General features: G+C 72.9%; 23 protein-coding genes and 3 pseudogenes. 17 read left to right on the top strand and 9 right to left on the bottom strand.

What is annotated here, in order from left to right:
* Nucleotides 1-129: 129 nt before the first annotated feature.
* From AB0K51_RS04365 to AB0K51_RS04345, 5 genes are all read left to right on the top strand, one after another.
* A complete protein-coding gene (locus AB0K51_RS04365) occupies nucleotides 130-1,395 on the top strand; it encodes an MFS transporter (protein ID WP_363450370.1) in 1,266 nt (421 codons plus the stop codon).
* Between the two features lie 337 nt (nucleotides 1,396-1,732).
* A complete protein-coding gene (locus AB0K51_RS04360; protein ID WP_363450368.1) occupies nucleotides 1,733-2,995 on the top strand; it encodes an FAD-dependent oxidoreductase in 1,263 nt (420 codons plus the stop codon).
* A gap of 65 nt (nucleotides 2,996-3,060) precedes the next feature.
* Nucleotides 3,061-3,795 (top strand): DUF1365 domain-containing protein, encoded by a 735-nt coding sequence (locus tag AB0K51_RS04355; protein ID WP_363450698.1) that lies wholly within the window; start codon nucleotides 3,061-3,063, stop codon nucleotides 3,793-3,795.
* Complete coding sequence (locus AB0K51_RS04350; protein WP_363450366.1) at nucleotides 3,792-5,087, top strand: class I SAM-dependent methyltransferase; 1,296 nt, start codon at nucleotides 3,792-3,794, stop codon at nucleotides 5,085-5,087. Before AB0K51_RS04355 ends, AB0K51_RS04350 begins: the two co-directional genes overlap by 4 nt.
* Nucleotides 5,084-5,908 (top strand): DUF1295 domain-containing protein, encoded by an 825-nt coding sequence (locus AB0K51_RS04345; protein WP_363450363.1) that lies wholly within the window; start codon nucleotides 5,084-5,086, stop codon nucleotides 5,906-5,908. The genes AB0K51_RS04350 and AB0K51_RS04345 overlap by 4 nt, the downstream gene beginning before the upstream one ends.
* Before the next feature lie 83 nt (nucleotides 5,909-5,991).
* On the opposite strand, the gene AB0K51_RS04340 is transcribed toward AB0K51_RS04345, so the two are convergent.
* Together AB0K51_RS04340 and AB0K51_RS04335 are read right to left on the bottom strand one after the other, a co-directional pair.
* Nucleotides 5,992-6,738 carry an anti-sigma factor gene (locus AB0K51_RS04340; protein WP_363450361.1) on the bottom strand — a complete coding sequence of 249 codons (747 nt, stop codon included), beginning with the start codon at nucleotides 6,736-6,738 and terminating at the stop codon, nucleotides 5,992-5,994.
* Entirely contained in the window at nucleotides 6,735-7,319 is a 585-nt protein-coding gene (locus AB0K51_RS04335; protein WP_363450359.1) for a sigma-70 family RNA polymerase sigma factor, read from the bottom strand. The genes AB0K51_RS04340 and AB0K51_RS04335 overlap by 4 nt, the downstream gene beginning before the upstream one ends.
* Before the next feature lie 323 nt (nucleotides 7,320-7,642).
* On the opposite strand from AB0K51_RS04335, the gene AB0K51_RS04330 reads away from it, so the two are divergent.
* Nucleotides 7,643-8,161 (top strand): sigma-70 family RNA polymerase sigma factor, encoded by a 519-nt coding sequence (locus AB0K51_RS04330; RefSeq protein ID WP_363450696.1) that lies wholly within the window; start codon nucleotides 7,643-7,645, stop codon nucleotides 8,159-8,161.
* Nucleotides 8,162-8,217: 56 nt separating this feature from the next.
* Here the strand turns inward: AB0K51_RS04330 and AB0K51_RS04325 are convergent, their stop codons facing one another.
* The 3 genes and pseudogenes from AB0K51_RS04325 to AB0K51_RS04315 all read right to left on the bottom strand — a co-directional run.
* Nucleotides 8,218-10,797, bottom strand: a complete 2,580-nt coding sequence (locus tag AB0K51_RS04325; RefSeq protein ID WP_363450357.1) for a discoidin domain-containing protein — start codon at nucleotides 10,795-10,797, stop codon at nucleotides 8,218-8,220.
* A 271-nt stretch (nucleotides 10,798-11,068) separates the two neighbouring features.
* Nucleotides 11,069-12,166: pseudogene (locus AB0K51_RS04320) on the bottom strand (ATP-binding SpoIIE family protein phosphatase); the annotation flags it as partial.
* A gap of 228 nt (nucleotides 12,167-12,394) precedes the next feature.
* Nucleotides 12,395-12,826 (bottom strand): annotated as a pseudogene (locus AB0K51_RS04315) (ATP-binding cassette domain-containing protein); the annotation flags it as partial.
* Nucleotides 12,827-13,129: 303 nt separating this feature from the next.
* Between AB0K51_RS04315 and AB0K51_RS04310 the strand changes: the two are divergent.
* The 4 genes from AB0K51_RS04310 to AB0K51_RS04295 all read left to right on the top strand — a co-directional run bounded on the left by AB0K51_RS04310 (nucleotide 13,130) and on the right by AB0K51_RS04295 (nucleotide 15,562).
* Nucleotides 13,130-13,921 carry a DUF4239 domain-containing protein gene (locus AB0K51_RS04310; protein WP_363450355.1) on the top strand — a complete coding sequence of 264 codons (792 nt, stop codon included), beginning with the start codon at nucleotides 13,130-13,132 and terminating at the stop codon, nucleotides 13,919-13,921.
* Between the two features lie 79 nt (nucleotides 13,922-14,000).
* Nucleotides 14,001-14,342: a metalloregulator ArsR/SmtB family transcription factor gene (locus AB0K51_RS04305; RefSeq protein WP_363450353.1), complete on the top strand. Its 342-nt coding sequence runs from the start codon at nucleotides 14,001-14,003 to the stop codon at nucleotides 14,340-14,342.
* 78 nt (nucleotides 14,343-14,420) lie between these two features.
* The gene (locus tag AB0K51_RS04300) at nucleotides 14,421-14,897 is read left to right on the top strand and encodes an SRPBCC family protein (RefSeq protein ID WP_363450351.1); all 477 of its coding nucleotides are present in this window, start codon (nucleotides 14,421-14,423) and stop codon (nucleotides 14,895-14,897) included.
* Entirely contained in the window at nucleotides 14,897-15,562 is a 666-nt protein-coding gene (locus tag AB0K51_RS04295; RefSeq protein WP_363450349.1) for a dihydrofolate reductase family protein, read from the top strand. Before AB0K51_RS04300 ends, AB0K51_RS04295 begins: the two co-directional genes overlap by 1 nt.
* A 27-nt stretch (nucleotides 15,563-15,589) precedes the next feature.
* Here AB0K51_RS04295 and AB0K51_RS04290 read toward each other — a convergent pair whose 3' ends face one another.
* Both AB0K51_RS04290 and AB0K51_RS04285 read right to left on the bottom strand, forming a co-directional pair.
* Nucleotides 15,590-15,808, bottom strand: a complete 219-nt coding sequence (locus AB0K51_RS04290; RefSeq protein WP_363450347.1) for a hypothetical protein — start codon at nucleotides 15,806-15,808, stop codon at nucleotides 15,590-15,592.
* A gap of 149 nt (nucleotides 15,809-15,957) precedes the next feature.
* Nucleotides 15,958-16,848 (bottom strand): helix-turn-helix transcriptional regulator, encoded by an 891-nt coding sequence (locus tag AB0K51_RS04285; RefSeq protein ID WP_363450345.1) that lies wholly within the window; start codon nucleotides 16,846-16,848, stop codon nucleotides 15,958-15,960.
* 167 nt (nucleotides 16,849-17,015) lie between these two features.
* On the opposite strand from AB0K51_RS04285, the gene AB0K51_RS04280 reads away from it, so the two are divergent.
* The 4 genes from AB0K51_RS04280 (at nucleotide 17,016) to AB0K51_RS04265 (ending at nucleotide 23,732) form a co-directional block, all read left to right on the top strand.
* Nucleotides 17,016-17,867: an aldo/keto reductase gene (locus tag AB0K51_RS04280; RefSeq protein ID WP_363450343.1), complete on the top strand. Its 852-nt coding sequence runs from the start codon at nucleotides 17,016-17,018 to the stop codon at nucleotides 17,865-17,867.
* Between the two features lie 213 nt (nucleotides 17,868-18,080).
* Complete coding sequence (locus AB0K51_RS04275) at nucleotides 18,081-18,614, top strand: GNAT family protein (RefSeq protein WP_363450341.1); 534 nt, start codon at nucleotides 18,081-18,083, stop codon at nucleotides 18,612-18,614.
* A gap of 139 nt (nucleotides 18,615-18,753) precedes the next feature.
* Nucleotides 18,754-19,188 (top strand): hypothetical protein, encoded by a 435-nt coding sequence (locus tag AB0K51_RS04270; protein WP_363450339.1) that lies wholly within the window; start codon nucleotides 18,754-18,756, stop codon nucleotides 19,186-19,188.
* Nucleotides 19,185-23,732, top strand: coding sequence for a tetratricopeptide repeat protein (locus AB0K51_RS04265; RefSeq protein WP_363450337.1), 4,548 nt, complete (start codon nucleotides 19,185-19,187; stop codon nucleotides 23,730-23,732). The genes AB0K51_RS04270 and AB0K51_RS04265 overlap by 4 nt, the downstream gene beginning before the upstream one ends.
* A gap of 57 nt (nucleotides 23,733-23,789) precedes the next feature.
* Here AB0K51_RS04265 and AB0K51_RS04260 read toward each other — a convergent pair whose 3' ends face one another.
* Nucleotides 23,790-24,590, bottom strand: coding sequence for a DUF2182 domain-containing protein (locus tag AB0K51_RS04260; RefSeq protein WP_363450335.1), 801 nt, complete (start codon nucleotides 24,588-24,590; stop codon nucleotides 23,790-23,792).
* Between the two features lie 165 nt (nucleotides 24,591-24,755).
* Here AB0K51_RS04260 and AB0K51_RS04255 point away from each other — a divergent pair.
* Nucleotides 24,756-25,169: pseudogene (locus tag AB0K51_RS04255) on the top strand (DUF1326 domain-containing protein); the annotation flags it as partial.
* A gap of 89 nt (nucleotides 25,170-25,258) precedes the next feature.
* Nucleotides 25,259-25,444 (top strand): hypothetical protein, encoded by a 186-nt coding sequence (locus AB0K51_RS04250; protein ID WP_363450333.1) that lies wholly within the window; start codon nucleotides 25,259-25,261, stop codon nucleotides 25,442-25,444.
* A 31-nt stretch (nucleotides 25,445-25,475) separates the two neighbouring features.
* Here the strand turns inward: AB0K51_RS04250 and AB0K51_RS04245 are convergent, their stop codons facing one another.
* The gene (locus tag AB0K51_RS04245) at nucleotides 25,476-25,979 is read right to left on the bottom strand and encodes a hypothetical protein (RefSeq protein ID WP_363450331.1); all 504 of its coding nucleotides are present in this window, start codon (nucleotides 25,977-25,979) and stop codon (nucleotides 25,476-25,478) included.
* Nucleotides 25,980-26,345: 366 nt separating this feature from the next.
* Between AB0K51_RS04245 and AB0K51_RS04240 the strand changes: the two genes are divergently transcribed.
* Complete coding sequence (locus tag AB0K51_RS04240; RefSeq protein WP_363450329.1) at nucleotides 26,346-26,942, top strand: hypothetical protein; 597 nt, start codon at nucleotides 26,346-26,348, stop codon at nucleotides 26,940-26,942.
* Nucleotides 26,943-26,950 lie beyond the last annotated feature (8 nt).

The raw sequence follows: 26,950 nt of genomic DNA, 5'->3' as shown, positions 1-26,950 counted from the left end.
GGCCACCCTGCACGGCACGACGACGCACGGCACGACGACGCATGACACGACGACGCATGACACGACGACGCATGACACGACGACGCATGACACGACGACACACACGGGGGAACGCGCGTGGACGCGACCATGACGGGCACCGACGAGGCGACCGACGACGCCGCCGCACGACACCGCGCCGCGGTGTTCTGGCGGTACTGGACCGCCTCCACGATCAGTGGCGCGGGCGACGCCGTCACCGCCGTCGCACTGCCCCTGGTGGCGGTCGAGATGCTGCACGCGACCGCCACCGACGTCGGCTGGATCACCGCCGCCGGGTTCGCCGCGTGGCTGCTGATCGGCCTACCGGCCGGCGTCCTGGTGCACCGCATGCCGCTGCGCCGGGTACAGGTCGCCATGGACGTGGTCCGCGCACTGGCGATCGCCTCCATCCCCGTGGCCGCCTGGCTCGGCGCACTGCACCTGGTGCACCTGATCGCCGTCGCCCTGGTGGTCGGCCTGGCGACCGTGGTCTTCGACGTGGGCAACTCCTCGTTCCTGACGTCCGTCGTCGACAAGCGTGAGCTGACGGCCCGCAACAGCCTGATGTCCGGCACCTACTCGGCCAACCAGACGGGCGGACCGGCGCTCGGCGGTGTCCTGGTCCAACTGCTGGGAGCCGCCGCCACGTTGGTGGTCGACGCGGTCAGCTACCTGGCGTCCGCCGTCCTGCTCCGCACCCTGCCGCGCGGCGAGCACGAAGCCGGCGGCGGCGCCGACGGCCCGATGCTGGCCCGGATCCGCGAAGGCTGGCGGTACGTCACACGCCACCCGGTGATGGGGCCGTCGCTGGCCGCGGTCACCGCCATCAACTTCGTCTGCGGCGGCCTCCTCACCCTGATGCCGGTCTTCCTGGTCACCACGCTCGGAGCCCCGCCCGGACTGGTCGGCGTGCTGTACGCCGCCGAGGGCGCGGGCAGCCTCGTCGGCGCCGCGCTCGCCACCAAGCTGGTGAACCGGCTCGGCAACGGGCCGGCCCTGCGACTCGCGGCGACCGTCACCGCGGTCGCCGGGCTGCTCATGCCGATGGCGTGGCACGGCTGGGGCCTGATCCTGTTCGCCCTCGGCAACGCCGGCTTCTCCGCGGGCACCATCGTCACCAGCGTCATCACCCGCACCCACCGCCAGGCCGTCACCCCGCCCGAGCTGCTTCCCCGGGTCATGGCCACCGTCCGCTTCGTCTCCTGGGGCGCGATCCCGTTCGGCTCCGTCGCCGCCGGCTTCGCGGCATCGGCCTGGGGCACCCGCGGCGCGTTCTGGCTGGTCGCCGCCCTCGCATTCGCCTGCCCCGCCGTCCTGCTGGCCGGTCCGATCCGCCGCCTGCGGGACCTCGACACCGCCCCCGCAGCACCCTGACCCGACCGGGCCGCAACCCGGACCGGCAGCAGAGCACGAACCGGGCGCGCCGCTCGCCACGTGCAAGCCGCCGCGCCCGGTAGGCCGTTGACGACCTCCGGACCGATCGCCGCACGATCCCGCACGTCGCCGAGCGCCTGGGGCTCGACCGAGCCGCCAGGTCCCCACACGTGGCCAATCCGGTGCGGGAGTGGCTCCGAATGGGGTGTGTCAGGCGTGGTCGGCCGCTCGCGGTCGTGGTGGGAGAGGGTTGCTCGTGGGTGTGTCCAGTTCCGTTGGGGTTCCGGTCGTCGTGGGGTCGGTGGCGGGGCGGAGGGACGGGCCGCCACGGCGGCGGGTGGCGGTGGTGGGGGCCGGGGTGGCCGGGTTGACGGCCGCGTTCGAGTTGCAGCGGGCCGGGGTGGAGGTGGTGCTGTTCGAGGCGCAGGGGCGGTTGGGCGGGCACGCGCACACGCAGGCGGTGCCGGGGGAGGACGGGCGGGAGCTCGCGCTCGACACCGGGTTCCTGGTGCACAACGAGCGGACGTACCCCCATCTGGTGGGCCTGTTCCGGGAGTTGGGGGTGCGGACGCAGGACAGCGAGATGAGCATGTCGGTGCACTGCGAGGGCTGCGGGCTCGAGTACGCCGGGGCACGGGGGCCGGCCGGACTGCTGGCGCGGCCGTCGGCGCTGCTGCGCCGCCGGTACCTGGCGATGCTGGCCGAGGTGCCGCGGTTCCACCGGCGGGCCAGGGCGCTGCTCGCCGACCCCGAGGTGGGCGACCCGAGCCTGCGGGAGTTCCTGGCGGCGGAGGGGTTCACGCGGTACTTCGTCGGCCACTTCATGACGCCGGTGGTCTCCGCGGTGTGGTCGTGCGCGCCCGACCTGGCGGGCGACTACCCCGCCCGCTACCTGTTCACGTTCCTGGACAACCACGGCATGCTCTCCGTCACCGGTTCGCCGACCTGGAAGACGGTCGTCGGCGGGTCGCGCAGCTACGTGGAGCGGATCGCCGAACGCCTGGCCACCGTCCACCGCGGCGCCCCCGTGCGAGCCGTCCGGCGGCACGCCGACGGGGTCACCGTCGCCACCGCCGACGGACGGGACACCCGGGCCGACGCGGTGGTGATCGCCACCCACGCCGACCAGGCGCTGCGGCTGCTGGCCGACGCCACGACGGCGGAGCGCCAGGTGCTCGGGGCCTTCCGGTACTCGCGGAACCCGACCGTCCTGCACCGCGACGCCACCGTCCTGCCGGCCGCACCGTGGGCGCGCGCGTCGTGGAACTACCGGATGCCCGCCTGCGACGGCCCCGCCGACCGGGTCCGGGTCAGCTACCACCTCAACCGGCTGCTGCGGCTGGATACCGCGACGGACTACCTGGTCAGCCTCAACGAGGACCGGCGCGACCCGGTGCCCGCCGACGCGGTGATCTCCCGCACCGTCTACGAGCACCCCGTCTACACCGCCGAGACGGTGGCCGCGCAACGGCGGCTGCCCGAACTCGCCACCGGCCGCACCGCGTTCGCCGGCGCCTACCACGGCTGGGGGTTCCACGAGGACGGCTGCCGCTCCGGCGTCCAGGCCGCGCACTCGCTGCTCGCGGTGGGCGCGCCGTGAGCACCGAACCCGCCGTGAGCACCGGACCCGCCGGTGCCCGCGCCCTGCCGGGCGCGTGGGGCGCGGTGCTGTACGACACCCGCACCACGCACGTCCGCACCCGCCCGCTGCGGCACGCCTTCCACCACCGCGGCTACCTGTGGCTGGTCGATCTCGACCGGATGCCCCCGGTGCCCCGGCCGCTGCGCCCGCTGGCCGCGTTCCGCGCCCGCGACCACGCCACCGACGCCGTCGACGCGCAGCTGACGATCCGTCAGGGGCTGGCCCGGTGGCTGGCCGGGCACGGCGTGCGGCTCGGCGAGGGCCGGGTGCTGATGCTCACTCAGGCCCGCTCGCTCGGCTACGTGTTCAACCCGCTCACCGTCTACTGGTGCCACGACGAGGACGGCCGGCCGCTGTGCACCGTCGCCGAGGTGCACAACACCTACGGCGGCCGGCACCGCTACCTGCTCCCCGCGACACCCACGGGCCGGGCCGAGACCGCCAAGACGTTCCACGTCTCGCCGTTCTTCCCCGTCGACGGCCGCTACCGGATGGCGCTGCCCGAACCGGGCCACCGGCTCGACCTGACCATCCACCTGGAACGCCCCGGCGGGCGGGCCTTCACCGCCACCGTCCACGGCGAGGGAACACCCGCGAACGCCACCGCGCTGCTCGCCGCGGCCGTCCGCCACCCGTTCTCCACCGCGGCCGTCGCCCTGCACATCCGCTACCAGGGGATCCGCCTGTGGCTGCGCGGCCTCCCCGTCCACCCCCGTCCCGACCGGCCCGCCCGCACGGAAGAGGTGCCCTCCGCATGACCACCGAGGCCGCCCGGACCACCCGGTCCGCCCAGCCGACACCCGTCGTCGACCCCGAGCGCTGGCCGGACGTCGCCCGGGTGCCGAACGTCCCCCTGCGGGCCGCCGTCGCCGAACGGCTGCTGCGCCGCGTCGCCGCCCGACGGGGCGTGCGCGTCGAGCTCCCCGGCGGCCGCGTCCTGCGCGCCGCCCCGCCCGGCGCGCCCGTGCTGCGGCTGCACCACCCGCGGGCGTTCCTGCACCGCGTCGGCGAGAGCGGCCTGATCGGCTTCGGCGAGGCCTACCAGGCCGGCGACTGGGACAGCCCCGACCCGGTCGCCCTGCTCACCGCCCTCGCCACCGCCCCCGACACCCTGGTGCCCACCGGCACGCAGTGGCTGCGGCGGCTCTACGTGCAGCGCCCGCCGGAGGCGGAGCTGTCCACCGCCGCCAACGCCCGCAGCAACATCCGCCGGCACTACGACCTGTCGAACGAGCTGTTCGCGCTGTTCCTCGACCCGACCATGACGTACTCCTCGGCCGTCTTCCCGACCGATGGCGCCGGACAGCCCGTGGTGAGCCGGGACGGGCTCGCCGCGGCGCAGCACCGCAAGATCGACCTGCTGCTGGACCTCGCCCGGGTCGGCCCCGGCACCCGGCTGCTGGAGATCGGCACCGGCTGGGGCGAACTCGCCCTGCGCGCCGCCGCGCGCGGCGCCCGGGTGGTCAGCCTCACCCTCTCCGCGGAGCAACTCGCCCTCGCCCGCCGCCGGATCGCCGCCGCCGGCCTCGCCGACCGCGCCGAGGTCCGGCTGTGCGACTACCGCGCGGCCGAGGGCAGCTACGACGCCGTGGTCAGCGTCGAGATGATCGAGGCGGTCGGCCGACCGTTCTGGGCGGCGTACTTCCAGACCCTCGACCGGGTGCTGGCCCCCGGCGGACGGGCCGCGCTGCAGGCGATCACCATGCCGCACGACCGGATGCTCGCCAGCAGCCACACCTACACCTGGATCCTCAAGTACGTCTTCCCCGGCGGCCAGATCCCCTCCGTCCGGGCGATCGAGCAGACCGCCCACCGCCACACCCGCCTGCGGCTCGCCGCCACCCAGGCCTACGGCCCGCACTACGCCGAGACCCTGCGACTGTGGCGCGAGCGCTTCACCGCGCAGCACGAGCAGGTCGCCGCACTCGGCTTCGACGAGGTCTTCCGGCGGATGTGGGAGCTGTACCTCGCCTACTCGGAGGCGGGTTTCCGCACCGGCTACCTCGACGTCCAGCAGCTGCTCCTGACCCGGGAGGGGAGCGTGCGATGAGCGCGGCCGTGGACACCGGGGCGTTCGCCGTCAACCTCGCCGCCACCGCCGGCGCCACCCTGGCCGTGTTCCTCGCCGCCTTCGCGGCGGGCGTCCGCAGCGGCCGGCACCGCGGCGTCGACGTCGCCTGGGGAATCGCCTTCACCGCCGTCGCCGGCACCGGGTACGCGCTGTCCGCAGGCGACGGCGACCCGGGACGCCGACTGCTCGTCACCGTCCTGGTCGCCGTCTGGGGCCTGCGCCTGTCCGCGCACATCGGGTGGCGCGCCCGCGGCGCCGGCGAGGACCCCCGCTACGCCCGGATGCTCGCCCGCGCCCCCGAAGGGCCCGCCCGCACCCGCTACGCCCTGCGGAAGGTCTACCTGCTGCAGGCCGCCATCGTCTGGTTCGTCTCGCTGCCCGTCCAACTCGCCGCGTACCTCCCGGACGGCCTCGGACCGCTCGACCTGACCGGGACGGCGCTGTGGTGCGTCGGCCTGTTCTTCGAGAGCGTCGGCGACCGCCAGTTGGCCCGGTTCAAGGCCGACCCGGCCCACCGCGGCCGGATCATGGACCGCGGCCTGTGGCGCTACACCCGACACCCCAACTACTTCGGCGACGCCTGCGTCTGGTGGGGCCTGTACCTGATCGGCGCCCACCACCCGGCCGCGCTGCTGCTCCTGCCCTGCCCGCTGCTGATGACCTGGCTGCTGGCGTTCGGCAGCGGAAAGGCGCTGCTGGAGAAGCAGATGACGGCACAGCAGCGACCCGGCTGGGCCGAGTACGCCGCGCGCACCAGCGGCTTCCTGCCGCTGCCGCCCCGCCGGACGCCACCGCGCTGACGGCTCATGACGCGCTTCTCACGAGCCGTCAGCGGGGCGTCAGGCGAAGGACAGTGCGCTACTCACGAGCCGTCAGCGGGCCGTCAGGCGAAGGACAGCAGGACGACCGGGGCGCCCGTCGGATGCGGCGAGCCGCCGGCCGGCTCCACGGTCACCCCGACGCCGGACGCCCCGTCCAACGGGCCGCTCAGCAGCAGCGCCCCGCTCGCGGTGGGCATCAGCCCCGCGGGTCGCATGGTTCCGCGGTCGTCGAACCACAGCTGGTAGGTGGTGCCCGGTGCCAGCGGCGGCATGCCGGAGGCCAGGAACCCGGCGACGCCCTCGCTCGGCGACCACACGACGGTCGCCACGCCGGTTCCGCCGGCGACCGCGCCCGAGGTGGTGCGGGCGTCCGGGGCGGTGAGCAGATCGGCGATCCGGTCCTGCTGCCGCTGCATCGCCGTCGCCCGGGCCCGCGCCCGGTCCGCCTCCCGGTGCTGCTGCACCGCCAGGCCGCCCGCGCCCACGGCCAGCGCCAGGCAGGCCGCCAGGGCGAACCTCGGCCACGTCCGACGCAGCCGGCCCCGGCGCGTCCCGGCGGGCAACTGCGCAGTGCGGGGGGCCTCCTGACGCACCGTGTCCAGCGCGGACATCACCCGCTGCTTGAACTCGGCCGGCACCGGCACGGCCGACGCCGACCCGAGCCGCGCCAGCGTCGCCGTGAACTCGGCGACCTCCTGGGCGCAGGCCGGGCAGTGCTCCAGATGATGCTCGAACTCCGCGCACTCGGCGGGATCGAGGGCGTGTGCGGCGTACGCGCCGGTCAGCGTGTGCACGTCGGCGGCGCTCATACCCCCACCCCCAGGCAGTCGCGCAGCCGGATCAGCCCGTCGCGCATCCGAGTCTTCACGGTCCCCAGCGGGATCCCGAGCAGCTGCGCCACCTCCGGGTAGGTGAAGCCCCGGAAGTACGCCAGCGTCAGCGACTCGCGCTGCACCTCGGTGAGCCCCGTCAGACAGCGCCGCACCTGCTCGCGCTCCAGCCGCCCCTCCACCTGCTCGGCGACCTCGTCGTAGGCCGGCGCGTGGGAGGCGGCGGCGATGCGCTGCTCCCGGTCGGCGGCCGCCTGCGCGGCGCGCACCCGGTCGACCGCGCGGCGATGGGCGATGGTCAGCACCCACGCCATCACCTCGCCCCGCTCCGGGCGGTAGTGCGCCGCCTTGCGCCACACCTCCAACAGCACCTCCTGCGCCACCTCCTCCGACTGCGCCGGATCACGGAGCACGCGCCGCACCAGCCCGAGCACCGGCCCCGCCACCGCGTCGTACAGCTTGCCGAAGGCGTTCTGGTCGCCCAGCGCGACCCGCCCCAGCAGTTCCTTCAGATCGGGCCCCGGCCGGCCCGGGCCCGACAGGTGCACCACGGCGCTCACCGCGGCACCCCCTCGGTCCACGGACCGGCGAACCGGACCGACGGTGGCACGGACAGCATCAGGGGGCCTCCCGGGATCGGCGGGGACGGACCCGGCCGCGACGGACGAACGTGACGCCCCCTGTTCGGAGCCGCGGCGGATGCGGATTGGGTGCTCTCGGCGGAGCGGGGGCGGTGGCCTCGTGGAAACGATGCAGGAACGAGGCAAGTCGCGGACGAGGGTGGCCCGGCGGGACGGTGTGGAGCATGGCAGCCACACTCCAGTCGCCTCCGGCGCCGGTGCCGGTCGACGAGCTCCGCGCTGTCGACGAGCTCCGCGCTGTGATGGCGCGCGTCGCGCGCGGGGACCGGAGTGCCTTCGCCGAGCTCTACGAAGCGGTCGCGCCGCTGGTCCACGGCATCGCGTTGCGGGTGGTGCGGGATCCCGCGCAGGCCGAGGAAGTGGCGCAGGAGGTGCTGCTCGAGGTGTGGCGGTCGGCGCCGTCGTACCGGTGCGGGCGCGGGTCGGTGACCGGGTGGGTGGGCACGATCGCGCACCGGCGGGCCGTCGACCGGGTCAGGTCCGTGCGGGCCGCGGCGGAGCGCGAGCGACGGGTCGTCAGGGCGGAGCGCCCGGTGGCGGAGTCGGCGGCCGAGTGCGTGCTGCGGACGCTCGACGCGGCGCGGGTGCGGCGGGCGCTGGCCGGGCTGAGCGCGGTGCAGCGCGAATCGCTGGTGCTCGCCTACTACGGCGGGTACTCCCAGCGCGAGATCGCGGCGGCCCTCGGGGTTCCGCTGGGAACCGTCAAGACCCGGACCAGGGACGGGCTCCGGCGCCTGCGGGCGGCGATCGGTGACGGATGACGCGGGGCGGCCACCGCCCCGGGTGGGGGCGGTGGCCGCCGGGCCTGCGAGGGGCGTTACGGGTAGGAGATGACGTTCGAGGGGGTGGTGCCGGTGCCGGAGGTGGGGGCGCCGGTGTTGTTGACGACGTGCAGGAACTGGCCGTTGCCGCCGAGGGAGACCACCAGGGCGTCGTGGAGCTTGACGCCCGGGGTGTTCGGGACCTCGAAGCCGTGGTCCATCACGATGGTCGGGTCGACGTTGTAGTAGCAGTACGAGCCGAGGCCCCAGCCCTCGTGGGTGGTGACGTTGTCGTCGACCTTGTAGGCGGCGAAGCCCTTGGTGTTGCCGTTCTGGACGGCGGCCTGGTTCGGGGCGTCGTACGACTTCTCGTTCTGGAAGAAGATCGTCTTGCCGCCGTTGCCGGACCACTCGACGTCGTACTTCTTGAAGTGCTCGACGAACAGGCCGGTGGCCAGCACGTTGTTGCCCTTGACCAGCAGGCCGTAGTCGGACGGGTTGACGTTCCAGCCGACGCCCGCGCCGTGGTCGGCGCGCCAGATCCAGGTGTGGTCGATGATCGCGTTGTTGCTGTTCACGACGACCGCGGCGGTGGCGGAGCCGGGGCCCGCGCCGCCGATCCGGACGAAGACGTCCTGCATGCTGGTCGGGTCGGCGGAGTGGTCGGCCGAGGAGCCGGCGGTGCCGATCTCCAGCAGGCTGGGCGAGTTGACCGCGCCGGCGTCGATCAGGAAGCCGGCCAGCTTGACGCCGTCGACGTCGGCGACCTTCATCGCGGTGACGCCGTTGTCCGGGACGATGGTGGCCAGGCCCAGGCCGAGCACCACGGTGTCGGGGCGGGTGACGTTGATGGTCTGGTCGACGTGGTAGACGCCCGGGGTGAAGAGCAGGTTGAGGCCCTGGGCGAGCGCCTGGTTGATGGTGGCGGCGGTCGCGCCGGGCTTGACCACGTAGAACTGGTTCAGCGGCAGCGAGGAGCCCTGCGGCGCGCCGTTGCCCCAGGAGGCGCCGGTGGCGTTGGTGCGCTTGGCGGGCACGAACACCTTGTAGTCGTTGCCGTCGAGGTACAGGAACGGCTTCTCGCGGGAGACCGGGGTGCTGTCGAGCGTGGTGTACGGCGGGTTCGGGAAGCCCTGGGCGGGGGCGCCCTGCACGCCGGAGAAGACCTGGTTCCACACGCCGTTGGAGAACCCGCCGATGGAGCTGTCGCGGGTGTACCACTGCTGCTGCGAGTAGTTGCCGATCTGGCCGTCGATCTTCGAGTCGGCGATGTAGCCGCCGGACGCCCAACCGTAGCCGGACGGGGCGAGGTTGAGGCCGCCCTCGACGTGCATCCGGCGGAACGGCGCGGCCTGCGCGACGGCCCAGCGGTCGGTGCCGTTGACCGGCTTCAGGTGCAGGTTCTCGGTCGAGCGCCAGAAGTTCTGCGTGGCGTTGCCGTTGAACCAGCCCGCGTCGACGGTCACGTCGCCGTTGAAGGTGGTGTCGTCCGGGCTCAGGCCCAGGCCCGCGATCGAGGTGTAGAAGCCGATCTGGGCGTTGATGTTGCTGTACGTGCCGGGCTTGAACAGCAGCGCGTAGCGGCCGTCGCCGAACTGCGCGGACTCCTGCTTCTTGAAGACGTCGTCGACCGTGGCCTGGATGTTCGGCGTGGACGGGTCGAAGACCAGCACGTTCGGGCCGAGGTCGCCGCCGCCCTGCACCGGCGGGACGGTCGAGCCGCCGCCGGTGTGCACGCCCAGCTCCCACAGCGAGTAGCCGTACCCGGTGCCGCGCTGGGTGCCGTACATCCGGACGTAGCGGCCGGAGCCGGAGACGGTCAGCGACTCGTTGCCGCCGGCGCCCGTGGTGGTGGAGTAGACCGTGGTCCAGGTGGTGCCGTCGTTGGACGTCTGGATCTGGTACGCCTTGCCGTACGCGGCCTCCCAGCGCAGGTCCACCTGGCACACCTGCTGGACCGAGCCGAGGTCGACCTGCAGCCACTGCGGGTCCGCGGCGGCCGAGGACCAGCGGGTGCCGTTGTTGCCGTCGACCGCGGACGAGGCCGGGGTGCCCGCGTTCTCCGTCGAGGAGGCGGTGGCGGGCTTGCCCTGCGCGGCGTTGGTGGTGGCGCAGGTGGTGGGCGTGCCGCCCATGGTGCCGTAGACCTGGAACTCCCAGAGGGAGTAGCCGTATCCGGTGCCGCGGGTGACGCCGTTCATCCGGACGTAGCGGCCGGAGCCGGAGACGGTCAGCGACTCGTTGCCGCCGGCGCCGGTGGTGGTGGAGTAGATCGTGGTCCAGGTGGTGCCGTCGTTGGACGTCTGGATCTGGTACGCCTTGCCGTACGCGGTCTCCCAGTTGAGCTGCACCTTGCTGATGGTGGCCACGGCGCCCAGGTCGACCTGCAGCCACTGCTGGTCCGAGGCGGCCGAGGACCAGCGGGTGCCGAGGTTGCCGTCGACGGCGTCGGCCGCCGGGGTGCCGGCGTTCTCGGTCGAGGACGCGGTGACCGTCTTGCCCTGGGAGAGCAGCGTGTCCGCGGCGTGCGCGGTGTTCGGGAGGGTCAGGGCGGCGCCGGCGACCAGAGCCGCGGCGGCGAGGACGGCGGACGTCCGGCGGATGGGGACACCGGAAGGGGGAGCGGCGAGCCGCATGGCTCCTCCTGCTGTGAGCGGTGGGGTGGGTGGGGGTGGAACGCAGTGGAGAGCGCTCTCTGCGTGAGTCTTCCGGGAGGCGGAATCCGGCGTCAAGGCTTGTGCGCACACGGCTGCGAATGACCTTGCGTCAGGACAGGGCAAAGCCGGTCAAATCGTCCTAGATTCAGGGGAGTTTGCGTTTATGAAGTGATGCGAGGTTGGCTCGTCCGGCGGGGCATTCATCCTGATCTTGTAGGGAGAGCGCTCTCCCACTTGGGGAGCGCGGAGGTCAGGGGAGCTTCAGCTCGGCCCAGATGACCTTCCCGGTCTCCGTGTACCGCGTGCCCCAGCGCGTGGCGAGCTGCCCGACCAGGAAGAGGCCGCGGCCGCCCTCGTCGGTGGCGGAGGCCAGCCGGATCCGCGGCGAGGTGCTGCTGGCGTCGGAGACCTGGCAGATCAGCGTCCGCCCGTACAGCAGGCGCACCTCGATCGGGGCGGCGCCGTACCGGATGGCGTTGGTGACCAGCTCACTGAGGATCAGTTCGGTGCCCAGTTCCAGGTCTTCCAGGCCCCACCGGCGCAGCTGGGCCATGGCGGCGGCCCGGGCGTCGGCGACCGCCGCGGGGTCGGGCGGGACGCTCCAGGCGGCGATCCGGTCGGCGGGCAGGGCCCGGGTGCGCGCGATCAGCAGGGCGATGTCGTCGGCCGGGTTGGGCGGGACCATGGCGTCCAGGACCGCCTGGCAGGCCTGTTCCGGAGTGCGTTCGGGGTGGTGGGCGAGCGCGGCGCACAGCCGGTCCAGGCCGACATCGATGTCGCTGGTCCGCGACTCCACCAACCCGTCGGTGTAGAAGACCAGTTGACTGCCCTCGGGGATGTCGAGCCCGACCGTGGTGAACGGCAGGCCGCGCAGTCCGAGCGGCGGGCCGGCGGGCGTGTCCGGGATGTCGACGGTGCCGTCGGGGTGGACCAGGACGGCGGGCAGGTGCCCGGCGCGTGCGAGTTGGCAGCGGCGCGAGACGGGGTCGTAGACGGCGTAGAGACAGGTGGCACCGATGACGGCGCCCTCGCGGCCGCCCCTCGTCTCCTCCTCGTCGATCCGGCTGACCACCTCGTCGAGGTGGGTGAGGAGCTCGTCCGGCGGCAGGTCGAGCATGGCGAGGTTGTGCACGGCGGTGCGCAGCCGTCCCATGGTGGCCGCGGCGTGGACGCCGTGGCCGACCACGTCGCCGACCACCAGCGCGACCCGGGCGCTGGAGAGCGGGATCACGTCGAACCAGTCCCCGCCCACGCCGCCGTGCGCGGGGAGGTAGCGGTGCGCGGCCTCGACGGCGTCCTGGTCCGGCAGACCCCGGGGCAGCAGGCTCTGCTGGAGGGTCGCCGCGAGCCGCTGGCCGCCGCTGATGGCCGCCGTGATCTGCTCCTGGCTGGCGTACCTGGTCTCGAACACGCCGTTGTTGCGGCCCAGTCGGAGCACCGCGATGCGATCGGCGACGGCCTGGATGTCGTCCAGGTTGTGGCTGATCATGACCACGGCGTGGCCGCGCTCCCGCAGCCGGCCGATCAGGTCGAGCACGAGCGCGGTCTGCTCCAGGGGGAGCGAGGAGGTCGGCTCGTCCAGGACCACGAGCCGCGGCCGGCCGATCAGCGCCCGCGCGATGGCGACGGACTGGCGCTGCTCGGCGGTCAGGGCCCGCACGGGGATCCGGACGCTGGGAAGGCGGATGGACAGCTGCTCGAGCAGGGCGATGGAACGTTTCTCCATCTCGATCTCCCGCAGCACCCCGAACCGCCGTAATTCACGGCCGATGTACAGGTTGGCGACCACGTCCAACCGGTCGACCAGCGCCAGGTCCTGGTACACCGTGGCGATGCCGAGGCGCCGGGCGTCGACGGGCCGCCGCAGCTCGACCGGCAGGCCGTCCCACTCCGCCGTCCCCGCATCCGCCGGACCCGCCCCCGAGACGACGTTGACCAGCGTGCTCTTGCCCGACCCGCTGTCACCGACCAGGCCCAGCACCTCGCCGTGCTCCACCCGCAGATCCACCGAGTCGAGGACCTGCACGGTCCCGAAGCTCTTGGTGATCCCGCGCAGGGACAACAGCGGGACGCCAGGCACTCGGCACCTCCACACTGGAACGGGTTTCCCACCCTGACACCGGCCGCGCCGATGCCGGGACCGACACACGGGCACCCGCCCCGTTCGGCGGCATCCCGGAATGCCGGGTGACCCGGCCTGACGGACCGTCACCCGATGGGGTGATGGCGCGGGCACGTGAGCCCAGATCAGCGCCCCGTGCCCGGTCGGCGGGCGCTCCGGGTGATCGTCCGGTCCCTAGGCTTCCCGCCCATGTCACTCTGGCTGCTCAACCACTTCGGCACCTTCACCCTGGCCGTCCTCACCGTCGGCGGGACCGTCGTCCTCGCCGTCGTCGGGAGCGTGCTGCTGCGCCGCAGATACCCGCAACTGGCCCACGGGGAGCACAACGACATGGTCGGCGTGACGCTGGGGATGTTCGGCGCGATCTACGGGATCATCCTCGCGTTCGTCATCGTCACGCTCTGGACGCAGCTGGACACCACGAACACCATCGTCGCGACCGAGGCCACCGACGTGTCGCTGATCTCCCGCGACGCCGCCGCCTTCCCGCCCGCGGCCGGCGCCCGGGTCGACGCCGCGCTGAGCGCCTACGTCCACGCGGTGGTGGAGGACCAGTGGCCCCGGATGCGCGTCGGACAGCCCAGCTACGGGGCCACCGCCGACCGCCTGCAGGGCGCCTTCGACGCGCTCCAGGCGTACGAGCCCGCGACCGCGCGCGAGCAGGTCTTCTACCAGGAGGCCGCGGACCGGCTCAACGACGTCGCCGCCCAGCGGCGCGCCCGGCTGACCATGGCCGAGCAGGAACTCCCGCCGCTGCTGCAGATCCTGGTCTTCGGCGGGGCGTTCGTCCTGATCCCGTTCACCGCGCTCTACGGCATGCGCCGCCTGCGGATCCAGCTGGTCTTCGTCTCCTCCGTCGCCGCGCTCATCGGCTTCAGCCTGCTGCTGGTGCTCGTCCTGGACCGGCCCTTCTCCGGTGACCTCGACGTCAGGCCGACCGCGTACCAGCAGGGCGCGCTGGCCCGGTACTGGGCTCCGTGACGGCCCTGGCGGCGACGCCGGTCGGCGCGCGTGGCTGAGTCCACTTGATGTATGCCGATATCGGCATATGATGGCTGGCATGGCACGAGCAGCGACGACCTCGGACGCGTTCAACGCGATAGCCGAGCCGCAGCGCCGGGACATCCTGGCGCTGCTGCGGGCGGGTGAGTGGCCGGTGACCGAGCTGGCCGAGGAGTTGGGGATGAGCCAGCCGCGAGCCTCCAAGCACCTGCGGGTGCTGCGCGAGGTGGGGCTGGTGCGGGTCCGGGAGGCGGGCAAGCAGCGGCTCTACGGCCTGGACGCGGCCGGGCTGCGGCCGGTCCACGAGTGGGTCGGCGGGTTCGAGCGGTTCTGGAACGAGAGTTTCGACCGGCTCGACACGTACGTGCAGGACCTCAAGCAGGCACGGCGGGAGGACTGAGCGATGGCAGGGGCAGTGCAGGGAACGCGCGCGGGGGCAGAGATGGGGTCGGAGCCGGGGTCTGGGTCGGAGTCGGCGATGGTGGCGGCGGCGGATCGGGAGATCGTGGTGTCCCGGGTGATCGACGCCCCGCGGGAGCTGGTGTTCGAGGCGTTCACCGAGGTCCGGCACCTGTCGGGGTGGTGGGGTCCGAACGGGTTCACCACCACCACGCGGTCCTTCGAGTTCCGCGAGGGCGGCGAGTGGCACTTCGTCATGCACGGGCCGGACGGGACCGACTACGCCGAGTGGATCCGGTGGATGCGGATCGCACCGCCGGAGCGGATCGAGCTGCTGCACGGCGAGTTCCGCGACGACCCGAACGCCTTCGAGTCGGTGCTGACCTTCGCGCCGGAGGGCGCGGCGACCCGGCTGGAGATGCGCACGGTGTTCCCGACGAAGGAACTGCGCGCCGAGGCGGTCGAGAAGTACCACGCGATCGAGGGTGGCCGGCAGACCCTGGGCAACCTGGCCGCCTACGTCACCGAGACCATGCGGAATGGAGACGAGGACTGATGGCCGGCAAGGTGTTCTTCAGCGTGTCGATGTCGCTGGACGGGTTCATCGCGCCCGAACCCGTACCCGTGGAGGACTTCTTCACGCCCGAGAAGCAGGACGACCCGCACGTCCGGCGCTGGATGGCGCAGTGGACCGAGCTGCAGCAGTGGATCTTCCCGCTGCGGTTCTTCCGGGAGAACGTGAAGCTGGGCGAGGGCGGGGAGGAGGGCCGCGACAACGACATCGCGCGGGAGACGTTCGAGCGCACCGGAGCGAGCGTCATGGGCAAGCGGATGTTCGACTTCGGCGAACTCGCGTGGCCGGAGGAAGCGCCGTTCCACACCCCGGTCTTCGTCGTCACCCACACCCCACGCGACCCGTGGGAGCGGCCCGGCGGCACCACGTTCCATTTCGTCAACGACGGTATCGAGCGCGCCCTCGACCAGGCCCGCGACGCAGCCGGCGACCGGGACGTCCGCATCGCCGGCGGCGGCGAGACGATCCTGCAGTACCTGAACGCCGGTCTGGTCGACGAGTTCTCGATCACGCTGTCACCCGTACTCTTCGGCGGCGGCACCCGCCTGTTCGACGGCGTGGACGCGTCCAGCATCGCCCTGGAACCGGTCCGTTCGGACCCGACGACGCGGGTGACGCACCTGACCTACGCGGTGCGGAAGCGGTAGCCGCGAGTTGCTGAACGTCCTGACGCATCAGCAGTCGTGCTCGGCAGCGTCGAACCAGGGCTGATGTTCCAGACGTGTCCGCGGTGCGGGTCGGTGACGATGAGGTGCCAGTACATGCCGCAGCCGTCGGTTCCCAACACGATCGAACGCGTGCACCGCGTCCCATCCGAGCGTCGACTCGCCGCCGTCGTCGACACCGAAGGCCGCGCGCAGCGCGGCGACGTCGCCGGGTCCGGTGGTATCCATGGGGCCATGGATACCACCGGACCCGGACAGCGAGACCAGCCACCCACGACGCCAGGGGGAGAGCTGACTCCGACCGTTCGGGTCGTCCACCGGATCGCGGCCGGGTGATGCTCGGTCAGCAGACCGGCGCCGCCCCACCGGTGGTCGTGTCAGGTGCTGGAGGGTGAGGCTGTCGGTGCGGAGGCGTTCCAGCTGGCGAGGAGGTCGAGGGTTTCGGCGTCGCGGCTGCCGGGTGGGACGGCGCAGAGGATGAGGTAGAGGCCGTCGTCGGCGGTGAGCCGAGTGGTCTCGTAGGTGAAGGTGAGGTCGCCGACGAGGGGGTGGTGGATGCGTTTCGCGCCGGCGCGGTGATGGCGGACGTCGTGCCGGGCCCAGCGCCCGCGGAAGGGGTCGCCGCCGCGGGTGGAGAGTTCGCCGATCAGGTCGGACAGTGCCTTGTCGTAGGGGTTGCGGCCGGCTTCGGCGCGCAGGGTGGCGACGTTCTGGTCGGCGACGGCGTCCCAGTCGGGGTAGAACGCGGGGGCGGCGGGGTCGAGGAAGGTGAAGCGGGCGGCGTTCGCGGGTCGGGCGGGGCTGTCGAAGACGGGGGCGAACAGCGCGCGGGCGAGGGTGTTGCCCGCGAGGAGGTCGAGGCGGGCGTTGCGGACGTAGGCGGGGACGCCGCTGATCGCCTCGACGAGGTGGCGCAGGCCGGGACGGACGGGCTGCCGGGCTGGCCGGGACGGCGTTGCGGTGCCCGAGGCGTTGGCGGCGTTGGCGGCCCGGACGAGGTCGAAGAGATGGGTTCGTTCGGCGTCGTCGAGGCGGAGCGTACGGGCGATGGCGTCCAGGACGGCGTCGGTGGCGCCGCGGGCGTCACCGCGTTCCAGGCGGGTGTAGTACGGGACGCTGACGCCGGCGAGCTGGGCGACCTCCTCGCGGCGCAGGCCTGGGACGCGGCGCGCTCCGGAGAGCGGGGAGAGGACGAGGCCGGCCTGCTCAGGGGTGACGCGGGCCCGGCGGGTGGTGAGGAAGTCGCGGATCTCGCTGCGTCGGTCCATAACCCGACCCTACGACCGGTCGCCGCGTACGGGCGCGGGCGTGGGGGACCCCGTCAGGGTCTGCTTGACCGCCCCACCGGGGGCCGGAACGCGGTTGGCTGGTCAGGTGACCGGGGGGTGCCTGCCCCGGCACCCGCAACGCACCTGAGAAGCAAGGAACACCACCAATGCAGCACGTCACCCTCAACAACGGCCTCCGGATGCCGGTCCTCGGCTTCGGCGTCTACCAGATCCCCGCCGACCGGACCGAGCAGGCCGTCACCGACGCCTTGGCCGCCGGGTACCGGCTGCTGGACACCGCCGCCGCCTACGGCAACGAGGAGGCCGTCGGCCGCGCCGTCAAGAACAGCGGAATCCCGCGCGAGGAGCTGTTCGTCACCACCAAGCTGTGGGTCCAGGACGCCCCCGCCCAGGACAACGCCCGCCGCGCCCTGGAGACGTCCCTCGCCAAGCTCGGCCTGGACCACGTCGACCTGTACCTGATGCACCAGCCCTACGGCGACGTGTACGGCCAGTGGCGCGCCATGGAGGCCGCGAACCGCGAGGGCCTGGCGCAGGCGATCGGCGTCGCCAACTTCCACCCCGACCGGCTGCTGGACCTGATCCTCAACAACGAGATCACCCCGCAGGTCGACCAGATCGAGACCCACCCCTTCCACCAGCGCGACGCCGACCACGCGTTGATGCGCGCGCACGGCGTCCAGCACCAGGCGTGGGGCGGCTTCGCCGAAGGCCGGAACGACCTGTTCACCCACCCCGTGCTCGCCGGCATCGGCGACGCGCACGGCAAGTCCGTGGCCCAGGTCGTGCTCCGGTGGCTGATCCAGCGCGACATCGTCACCATCCCCAAGTCCGTCAACCCCGACCGGATGGCGCAGAACATCGACGTCTTCGACTTCCGCCTCACCGACGACCAGCTGGCCGCCATCGCCGCCCTCGACACCGGCAGCACCCTGTTCTTCGACCACCACGACCCCGAGATGGTCGCCTGGCTGAGCAAGCGCCGCTTGGACAGCTGAACCGCGTCCGTGCTGCGTTCCGGGGCTGCTGCGCCGCGTCAGCCACGTGCGGTGGTCGGGGTCCTGACGGAATGTCGGCTCGGTTCGGGCGAATCCGGCCCGGCCCTGCGTGCCCTACCGGCCGGTATGGCAGGGTCGGGTGGACACCCGTTGCCGTGCCCGCCGAACCCTGCCGAGATGCGGGGGCCGGCCGAGAAGACCAGGAGCCGCCGCATGCCGGACGAGATCACCCTGCGCCCCGTCACCGCCGACGACCTCGACCTGTTCGAGCGTGAGTTCAGCCGACCCGAAGGCGTCGGCCCGTACCAGTGGTTCGGCTACCGCGCACCGAGCGGCCTGCGTCGCGGATTCGCGGAGAACGGGCTGCTCGGCCCGGACGGCGGCGTGCTGTCCGTCGCGGACGCGGGCCGGACGGTGGGCCGGGTGAAGTGGTTCCCCGGCAGCTGGGGGCGGCCCGACACCTCCGCGTGCTGGACGCTGGCGATCGGACTGGTGCCCGCCGCGCAGGGGCGCGGCATAGGCACGCGGGCGCAGCGGCTGCTGGCCGAGTACCTCTTCGACCACACCAGGGCCGAACGGCTCCAGGCCTGGACGGACTGCGCCAACCTCGCCGAGCAACGCGCCCTGGAGAAGGCGGGGTTCGTGCAGGAGGGGGTGCTGCGCTCCGCCCAGTGGCGCGGTGGCCGCTGGCACGACCAGGTGATCTTCTCGATGCTCCGCACGGAGCGGTCCGACCCGGCGAGATGAGGAGGCCCGGCCGACAGGGCGGCTGATTTCATAACTGTCTTGTCTCGCACGGGAGATGGACTATCCGAAGTCGGTGCGCAGGCGGGCGGGGCAGCGGTACCGTCGTCGAGACGACACGCTGGCTTGAGGGGGTACGGCGATGTTGCCCGAGGCGTTGGCGGCGCTGGCCGCGGCAGGGGGCACCGCGGTGGTGCAGGCGGCCGGGACGGATGCCTGGACGGGGTTGCGGAGCCGGATCGGCGGATGGTTCGGCGGCGACGACGCCGAGCGCCGGCGGACCACCTTGGCGCGGCTGGACGACACCGCGCGCGTCCTGACCGCTCCCGGAGCCGCGGACGACGAGCGCCTGATCGCGGACCAGCGGGCGCGGTGGCAGGTGCGTTTCGAGGACGAGCTGGAGAGTCTGGCCGCGGAGCGGATCGAGCAGGCCGCGGCGCAACTGCGCCACCTGCTAAAGGACTTCACTGCCGCCCCGACCACCACCACCGTCACGGTCCGCGACAACGAGGTCGGTGGATCGCTGACGGTCGTGACCGGCAACCACAACCGGATCGGCCCCGGCGACAGCAGATGAGCACATCCGATCCGGGCGGGCAGTGGACCGGGGTCAACGTCTCCGGGAACCGGGTCGAGCGGAACCTGACGGTCGTGGGGGGCCACCACAACAACGTCACCACGATCGTCCAGGAGAGCGCGGCCGCGTACCGGATCGAGGAGTTCGACCCGCGCGCGGAACGCTGGGAGGCACCCGGCCAGGCCCCGGACCCGGAGCACACTGCCCTCACCGCCAGGCGGCCCTTGGCCAACCCGTCCACGCTGCTGGAGGCCCGGCACGCCGTCGTCCCGTTCACCGGCCGGCGCAAGCAGTTCGACCGGCTGAAGAAGTGGCTCACCGGCGAGCCGAAGCCGCACAGCGACGGGCTGGACGGCCGGACCCGGGTGTTGCTGCTGCACGGGCCGGGCGGGCGAGGAAAGTCGCGGTTGGCGGCCGAGTTCGCCGAGGCGAGCAGCGAGCTCGGCTGGACGGTGTGGCGGGCCGTCGAGGACGTGCTGCCCACCGCCGCGCCCGACCTGCCACCGGCCGGCCCGATCGGCGTCCTGCTGGTGGTGGACAACGCGGAGCGGCTGCCCGCGAAGGACCTCCAGCGACTGCTGGCCGACCGGGCGCTGCACGGCTCGCCCCGGCTCCGGGTGCTGCTGGTGTCCCGTCCGGCGGGGCCGTGGTGGACGGAGGTCGCCTCCTGGGTCGGAAGGTACCTGCACGCGTCCGCCGCGCGGTTCGAGCTGCCGCCCCTGGCCGCCGACCCCGCCGACCGCGCCGCCCTGTTCCGGCAGGCGTGCGAGAGCTTCGCCACCGTGCTCGGCCTGCCGGTCGAGCAGGCCGGGCGGATCGACCCGCCCGCCACCCTGACCAGCGATCCCGACTACGCGCAGGTGCTGACCGTGCACCTGGCCGCGCTGGTGGCCGTCGACGCCGCCCGGCGCGGAGCGGACGCACCCGCCGGCCCCAGGGCTGCCTCCGCCTACCTGCTCGACCGCGAATTCGACTACTGGGCAACCCTGTTCAAGCGCCTGGGCCCGACGGCGACGCCCGCGAGCACGATGGCCCGAGTCGCCTTCACGGCCGCCCTGACCGGCCCGCTCGCCCGACCGGACGCCGTCCTGGCCCTGCAACGGGTCGGACTCGCCGACACCCTGGCGGCCGCGACCGTCCTGCTCGACCACTACGAGCTGTGCTACCCGTCACGCCGCAACCTCGTCCTGGAACCGCTGAGCCCCGACCACCTGCGCGAGGACCTGATCGGCCGCACCGTCGCGCCCGTCGGCACCGCGGTCGGGCTGTTCGCGGAGCGGTACGGGGAGGACGGGTTCGTCGAGGAGGGGTTCGTCGAGGACGGGTTCGTCGAGGAGGACGGGAGCGGCGGCCTGGTGGGACCCGCGGGATCCCACTTGTCGGAACTGGCGGGATCGTGGGCCTCGCACGCGGTCCGGTTGCTGCTCGTGGCCGACGACGACCAGCCGGCGCCCTGGAGCCGCAGTGCGCTGACCGTGCTGGTCGAATCGGCCGGCCGCTGGCCGCACCTCGCGACTGACGTGCTGTCACCGTTGCTGACTGCCGAACCCCAGCTGTTGCTCCGAGGCAGCAGCGCCGCCCTGATCGGCCTGACCGAACTCCACGTGCTCCGCCTGCTCGACCGCGACCTGCTCGACGCCGTCGACCGCGTGCTGCCCGACACCCGCCACACCGACCTCGACGCCGGAGCCGCCGCGCTCGCCGCCCACCTGGCACCGGGACGGGTCGCCGCTACCACCGACCTCGCCATCCACGCCGAGGTGTACGCCCGACTCAGCCGACGCCTCTCGGACGCCGGCCGCCACGAGGAGGCCGTGGAGGCGGCCGAGAAGGCGCTCGCCGCCCGTCGCACCCGCGCGGCCCTGGACCCGGCGGCCGAGGCGCCCGCGCTGGCGGCTGCACTCAGCAGCCTCGGCCACCGGTACGCGCAGGTGGGGAACTGGCCCGAGGCGGTGGCGCACACCGAGGAGGCGGTGGCGATGAGGCGCGAGCTGGTCGCCACCGATCCGGCCCGCTACGAGGGCGGGTTGGCGGTGTCGCTGACCAACCTGGGCGACGAGTACGAGCGTGCCGGCCGCTGGCCCGAGGCGCTGGCCGCCACCGAGGAGGCGGTCGCCGTCCGGCGGCGCCTGCTCGCCCGGGCCACGGCGGCCGGTACGCCCGACCGCGAATCACCCGCCGAGGCCGGCACCGAGGTCCGCACCAGGGCCGCGTCCGAGACCCTCGCCGGGGCCGGGAACGAGATTGCCGCCGAGACCGTCACCGAGATTTCCGCCGACCTCGCACTCGCGCTCGGCAACCTCGCCGCGCTGCTCGGCCGTACCGCGGACCGGGGGGAACCGGAGCGGTGGGCCGAGGCGGAGGCCGCGGCAGAGGAGGCGGTGCGCATCGGACGGGCCCCGGCCGCGGCGCAGCCCTTCCGCTACGAGCCCGACCTGGCGCGGGCCCTGGGCAACTGTGGCGCGATCATCGCGATGGCCGCCCGGCACGCCGGAACCGACCGCGACGCGCAGGCGATCCGGCACACGCGGGAAGCCGTGGACGTGCAGCAACGCCTGAGCGAGCAGGACCTCCGGACGAACGGGCCGCTGCTGCTCACCCTGCTCGGCCATCTCCGCTTCCACCACGTCACCTTGGGCCAGGACGACAAGGCGGCGGCGGTGGCCGAGGACGAAGCCTTCCTGCGGCGCCGGCTGGCCCACCTCGTACCGGCCGGCCTGCTCCCCGAGCTGCCCGCCGACCCTGATCGCCCGGCACTGCCCTTCGCCCTGCACCTGGGTACCCGGGCGGAACTCGTGGCGGTACCGGCGCTGTTGCTGGGCGCCTGGTGGTTCTCCGAGGAGTTCGACCGACACCCCGGCACCACCCGCGGCCGCGACGACCGGCCGGACACCGACCGCCCGGCTCCGCGCAGCTCTCGTCCGGTCCCTGACGGATCGACAACTTCAGCTGAGAGCCCAGGATCTGACGGTCCATCAGCGACGGTCGGGCACGTGCCGGGCGGCGGGTCGTGGTGGGGTGCTCCGGTGCGGCTGGTCCGCGGGGCGCCGGCTGTGGCCCGCCAGTTGGCGGTGTCACCGGGACCGACGTCGGAGCAGTTCGCGCCGATGGTCAAAGGGGCGGCGGCCGCGCTGACGGCGCTGGTGGTGGCGCTGGGGGCGTCGCTCGGCGGGGACGCCCCGCACAACGGGCATCCGGGCACCGCTCCGCCGCCCCGGGCCACCCGGACGCTGAGTCCCACGCCCGGCGGCACCGCAGGCAGCGACCCGTCCTCGACCGCGAGTCCGTCGGGTGCGCCGCCGACCGGCTCACCGACCGGCGACCCCGTGCCGAGCGGTCCGCCCACCAGCCTGCCGCCCGGCGACGGACCCCCCGACGGCGGTGGGCCGGGCGGTGGCGGTTCCTCCGGCGGCGGCGTTCCGTCCCAGCCGTCCGGCGGGAACGGCGGCACGAGCGGCGGCGGTACGACGGGCGGCGGCGGTACGGGCGGGCCGTCGGACGGGCGGGCGCACTGGGGCTACGCGTACGTCAACCTCGCCTCGGCCAGTGAGGCGCCACTGGGTGTGCCCACCGAGTTGGCGCCCAGCTGGCAGTGGTCCACCGACGCGGCCGGGGCCGAGGCCACCGTCACCCGTACCGCCACCGGCGACTACCAGGTCCGGTTGCCCGGGCTGGCCTCCACGACCGGGATCGCCCACGCCACCGCCTACCGGATCAACACCCGCGGCCGGACCTGCACGGTCGCCGAGTACGGCCCGTCCGGGCGCGACGAACTGGTCCGGGTCCGCTGCTTCGACGAGAACGGCGCGCCGATCGACTGGTGGCACACGGTGTTCTTCACCGCCTCCACCGGCGGCGGGCGGCCGTACGCGACGGTGCGCTACGACGCCCCGGGTGGCGCCACTGCTCTCAACCCGGTGGCCAACAGCGGCACCGTCAACTCGGCGGGCGGGACGGTCCGCGTCCTGCACGACGGCACCGGCCGCTACCGGGTGCTCCTCGCCGGCGCGGCGTTCGCCCCGAACACCGGCCACGTGCAGATCACCCCGTACGGCACCGGCACTCCCGTGCACTGCCAGCCGGATCAGACCGCGACGCAGGGCGGCGCGCTGGTCGTCCCCGTCACCTGCTGGGCCATCGGCTCGTCCCCGGTGGCGCAGCCGGCCGACTCCCAGTGGCTGCTGTCGTACGTCGACGGGGAGGGACTGCACGGCGACCCGTCCGTCCCGGCCGCGAACGCCGCCAGCACGTCCGCGGACCCGTCCAACCAGACGCTCGACACCGCCCACTCCTACAGCGCGGACGGCACCCGACCCACCATCACCCGCCTCGGCCCCGGCAACTACCGGCTGACCTGGACGACCGGCGGTACGTACGGCGGCAACGTCCAAGTCAGCGCGAACGGCGGCAGCGGCTACTGCATGCTCGGCTGGATCGGCGACTACCAGACCCTGCCGGTAGTACGCATCGACGTCGACTGCCTCAACCCGGCCGGCGTCCCCACCGACGGCGCCTTCACCCTCTCCTACGTCCGCCGCCCGTGAGACCCGGCGCGGAGCGGCGGCCGCGTCGTCGAACCCGACGGGGTGCAGGTCGGCGCGCTACATCATGTCGCTCGGGGTGAGCCCCGGCAGCAGCCAGCTCTGGAACGGTGCCAGTACTGCCAGGACCAGGAACGCCACCCCCGCGACCCGGGCCAGTTGTGGCCCGCGGCGCCACAGCTTCTCCAGGAAGATCACCACCGCGATGGCCGCCATCGCGGCCACGTTCATCACTCCGAGCGGGACCAGCGCCAGCATCAGCGCCCAGCAGCAGCCCAGGCAGTACCCGCCGTGGTGCAGCCCGACGCGTAGGTCCCGCCCCGGCGGGCGGAAGGACGCGTAGCGCATCAGCTGGGTGATCGGGCTGCGGCAGTGCCGCAGGCACACGTACTTCAGCGGACCCAGCTGGTACAGCCCGGCGAGGGCGAAGGCGGCAGCGCCGATCCACTTCCCGGCGTCCGGTTCACGGTCCACCAGGTCACCGGTGAGCGCGAGGCCGCCGTACGCCAGCAGCCCGAAAGCCGTCCACGCCAACAGGTAGCCGCCCAGGAACTCGGTGGTCCGCGCTGCCCGCTCCGCGCCGCTCGACTGCCGGCCGATGGCGCGGGCCCAGGTCACCGCCACCGGCGCGACGGACGGCAGCATCATCGCCGCCATCATCGCCAGCCACAGCACCAGGAACAGCGGCAGCGCCATCCCCATCGTGCCGGGCTCGATGCCCATGTCCCGGGCCTGCCCGACCGTGAACACCCAGGCCAGCCCCGCGATCACCACGATCAGGCCCCACGCCACGGCCAACTCCCGGGCGGGCATCAGCACCCCGGTCCGCAGCGGCTGCTTCTCCACGGTCACGGTACGCATGCTGCTCTCCTGCCTGGTCCCTCCAGGACAGCACACACCCGCCGACGACAACACCCGGTCGGGTCCCGGTCGCGGCGGCGCACCTGGGCGGCGACTACTCGGAGGGACGACTACTCCGAGATCGGCGGCGTCCGGCATCGCCGGTGTCCCGGCCGCGGGCGGCGGGCCGCCTTCTTCATCGACGAGCGCGCCGACGAGCAGCAGCGCGCCGCACTCGGCACGATCTTCAGCGGCCAGGTGGGAGGCTGGCCGAAACAGTTCGGCGAACTCGCCACGACCGAGGTGCGCGGCATGGACGTCGCCCCCATCACCGTCGAGATCGACGACGACCTCCGGACCTGGAGCGTCGAGATCCCCGGCCGGGTCACCGCCCGCGTCGAAGCCCTCACCGGCCCCACCTCCCCCGAGGGCGGACGCGTACAGCTCCACAACGCCCCCGGCGCCGAAGTCGGACCAGGCCAGATCGCCACCTGGGGCCGCGCCACCACCGACCACGCCGACGCCTTCGGCTTCAGCTGGAACCGCAGCGGGAAGTCCAGCAAGCACTTCGCGTTCGACTGGAGCGGCCCCGACTCCTAGGGAGCTGCCCGGCCGAGGCGCTGGCCAGCCCGACATGGCAGCGAGAGGTCTGGCTCGATCCGGATCAGTTCGAGGACCACGGCTACACCGTGCACGTGCTCGTCGGTGACTTCTGCGATGCGAACAATCCCTCGCCCTGGTTGGGCCAGTGCCTTCGCACCGAGGAGGAGGTCGAGCTGATGTCACGTCTCGGTGCCGCCTACAACGCGGTGCAGGCCTCGGTCGGCGCCGCTGCCCGAGACCTGGTTCGTCGAGCCGCTGGAGAACGGGTGTGAAGTCGCCGTCACCATCGCCGGCACCGTCGCCTCAATCCTGCGCCGGATCTGATCCTTGACGACCGACCCTGGGGCGCTGCGCGCGGACGTGGCGCACGTACGCCACTGTCACCACCACCGGGAGACCGGCCACGAGGAGGGAGAGCCCCACCGGGAACACCCCTGTCCACACCGCCGGTGACACGTACGCCGTGCCGGACGTGCCGTCCACCAGCCACGCACGGACCGGTTGCGAGTCGACGTTGCCGGCGATGGGGACGTTGAACGACGAGCCGCCGTCATCCGGGGTGAAGGTGCCCACGCAGGACGTCGACGTTCCCGCGTTGGCCACGGTGTTGTCGTACGTGTGGCATTCGGTGACGGTCACGGTCCCGGGCGTGCCCCACAGGGCCGCCCGTAGTTCCTCGGTGAAGTTCGTCAGCAGGACGTAGGCCAGAATCAGCCCGACCAGGCACGCCACCGCCAGCCACGGCGCGGGTCCGACCTCCTCCGGCTGCGGTTCTCGAACGTCGTCTCCACCCGCGCCCATCCCCACCCCCGGATCGCTGACGGACCTCCATGGTGACCGATCCGAAGCACCCTCGGAAGCCCCTCTGCGCATCACGGCCGGCTCAGGACTGCAGCCGCAGTTCCTGTGACTGGTTCGCGAGCCACTCGTAGAGCCGGGCGGCTACGCGTCGTCGAGGACAGCGGCTTGACGGACAACCTCGAAGGTGCCTGACGCATCGTCAAGGACCGCGAGCACAAGGTGACCCGTGCCCGAAACACGGAACGACCACGGGAAGTACGTCGGGCCGTCCCCTTCGGCCTAATCCCGGCGTGACGGCGGGGCGCCGAGCCCACCGTGTGTCACGGTGAGGATCGAGCTGGCCCACTTCTCGTTGTCCACTGGAGGTTGTGAATGACCGCTCTCCGCAGGAGCGCATTCGGCCGCAGAGTCGCCCTGGCCGCCCTGACCCTGTCACTGGCCACCTTTGGAACAGGGGTGCAGCCGAGCTACGCCGCCCAGGCGCGCGCCGGCCTGCCGCAGGAAGGCACATCGTGGCTGCCCGACCAGATCCTTCAGCCCCTGGCCCACATCCCTCTCATCGACCTCATCACCGGGCCCGGCCTGTCGGACACACCGACCAAAACCTTCTACGTCGTCAATGACACGTACAAGTACACGGCCAAGGTTGCCACCTGGACCAACCCGGACAACATCGACCCGCTCTGGGTTCCGCCCTCGACCGCGGTGGGCACCACGCTCGCCATGGGCGCGTTCCACACCTGGAACCTGAACTTCGACTTCGGCGCCGCCGAGTCCGTGGTGACGTATGAACTGGACGACGCGAGCGGACACTTCGTCAACATTCTCGACATCGACATGAAGACGAGCGCCGTCAACCGCGGCAGCGCGAGCTGCGCCACCAGCGCTGACGTCAAATGCAACGTCTCATGGACCGAGAACAATTCGGTGATCATCGACCTCCGCACCAACACCATCCCGCCGGCCTGATACTGCGG

Source organism: Kitasatospora sp. NPDC049285, assembly GCF_040678815.1.
Taxonomy (GTDB): Bacteria; Actinomycetota; Actinomycetes; order Streptomycetales; family Streptomycetaceae; genus Kitasatospora.
The sequence above is the reverse complement of the archived record's forward strand: the minus strand, read 5'-3'. Positions and strand labels throughout refer to the sequence as shown.

Coding starts and splice junctions, on each gene's coding strand:
- AB0K51_RS04350 (WP_363450366.1), top strand. CDS start 3,792: ATGACCACCGAGGCCGCCCGGACCACCCGGTCCGCCCAGCCGACACCC.
- AB0K51_RS04275 (WP_363450341.1), top strand. CDS start 18,081: ATGCCGGACGAGATCACCCTGCGCCCCGTCACCGCCGACGACCTCGAC.
- AB0K51_RS04345 (WP_363450363.1), top strand. CDS start 5,084: ATGAGCGCGGCCGTGGACACCGGGGCGTTCGCCGTCAACCTCGCCGCC.
- AB0K51_RS04260 (WP_363450335.1), bottom strand. CDS start 24,590: ATGCGTACCGTGACCGTGGAGAAGCAGCCGCTGCGGACCGGGGTGCTG.
- AB0K51_RS04265 (WP_363450337.1), top strand. CDS start 19,185: ATGAGCACATCCGATCCGGGCGGGCAGTGGACCGGGGTCAACGTCTCC.
- AB0K51_RS04340 (WP_363450361.1), bottom strand. CDS start 6,738: ATGAGCGCCGCCGACGTGCACACGCTGACCGGCGCGTACGCCGCACAC.
- AB0K51_RS04270 (WP_363450339.1), top strand. CDS start 18,754: ATGTTGCCCGAGGCGTTGGCGGCGCTGGCCGCGGCAGGGGGCACCGCG.
- AB0K51_RS04295 (WP_363450349.1), top strand. CDS start 14,897: ATGGCCGGCAAGGTGTTCTTCAGCGTGTCGATGTCGCTGGACGGGTTC.
- AB0K51_RS04280 (WP_363450343.1), top strand. CDS start 17,016: ATGCAGCACGTCACCCTCAACAACGGCCTCCGGATGCCGGTCCTCGGC.
- AB0K51_RS04300 (WP_363450351.1), top strand. CDS start 14,421: ATGGTGGCGGCGGCGGATCGGGAGATCGTGGTGTCCCGGGTGATCGAC.
- AB0K51_RS04240 (WP_363450329.1), top strand. CDS start 26,346: ATGACCGCTCTCCGCAGGAGCGCATTCGGCCGCAGAGTCGCCCTGGCC.
- AB0K51_RS04290 (WP_363450347.1), bottom strand. CDS start 15,808: ATGGATACCACCGGACCCGGCGACGTCGCCGCGCTGCGCGCGGCCTTC.
- AB0K51_RS04285 (WP_363450345.1), bottom strand. CDS start 16,848: ATGGACCGACGCAGCGAGATCCGCGACTTCCTCACCACCCGCCGGGCC.
- AB0K51_RS04365 (WP_363450370.1), top strand. CDS start 130: ATGACGGGCACCGACGAGGCGACCGACGACGCCGCCGCACGACACCGC.
- AB0K51_RS04325 (WP_363450357.1), bottom strand. CDS start 10,797: ATGCGGCTCGCCGCTCCCCCTTCCGGTGTCCCCATCCGCCGGACGTCC.
- AB0K51_RS04330 (WP_363450696.1), top strand. CDS start 7,643: ATGGCGCGCGTCGCGCGCGGGGACCGGAGTGCCTTCGCCGAGCTCTAC.
- AB0K51_RS04310 (WP_363450355.1), top strand. CDS start 13,130: ATGTCACTCTGGCTGCTCAACCACTTCGGCACCTTCACCCTGGCCGTC.
- AB0K51_RS04305 (WP_363450353.1), top strand. CDS start 14,001: ATGGCACGAGCAGCGACGACCTCGGACGCGTTCAACGCGATAGCCGAG.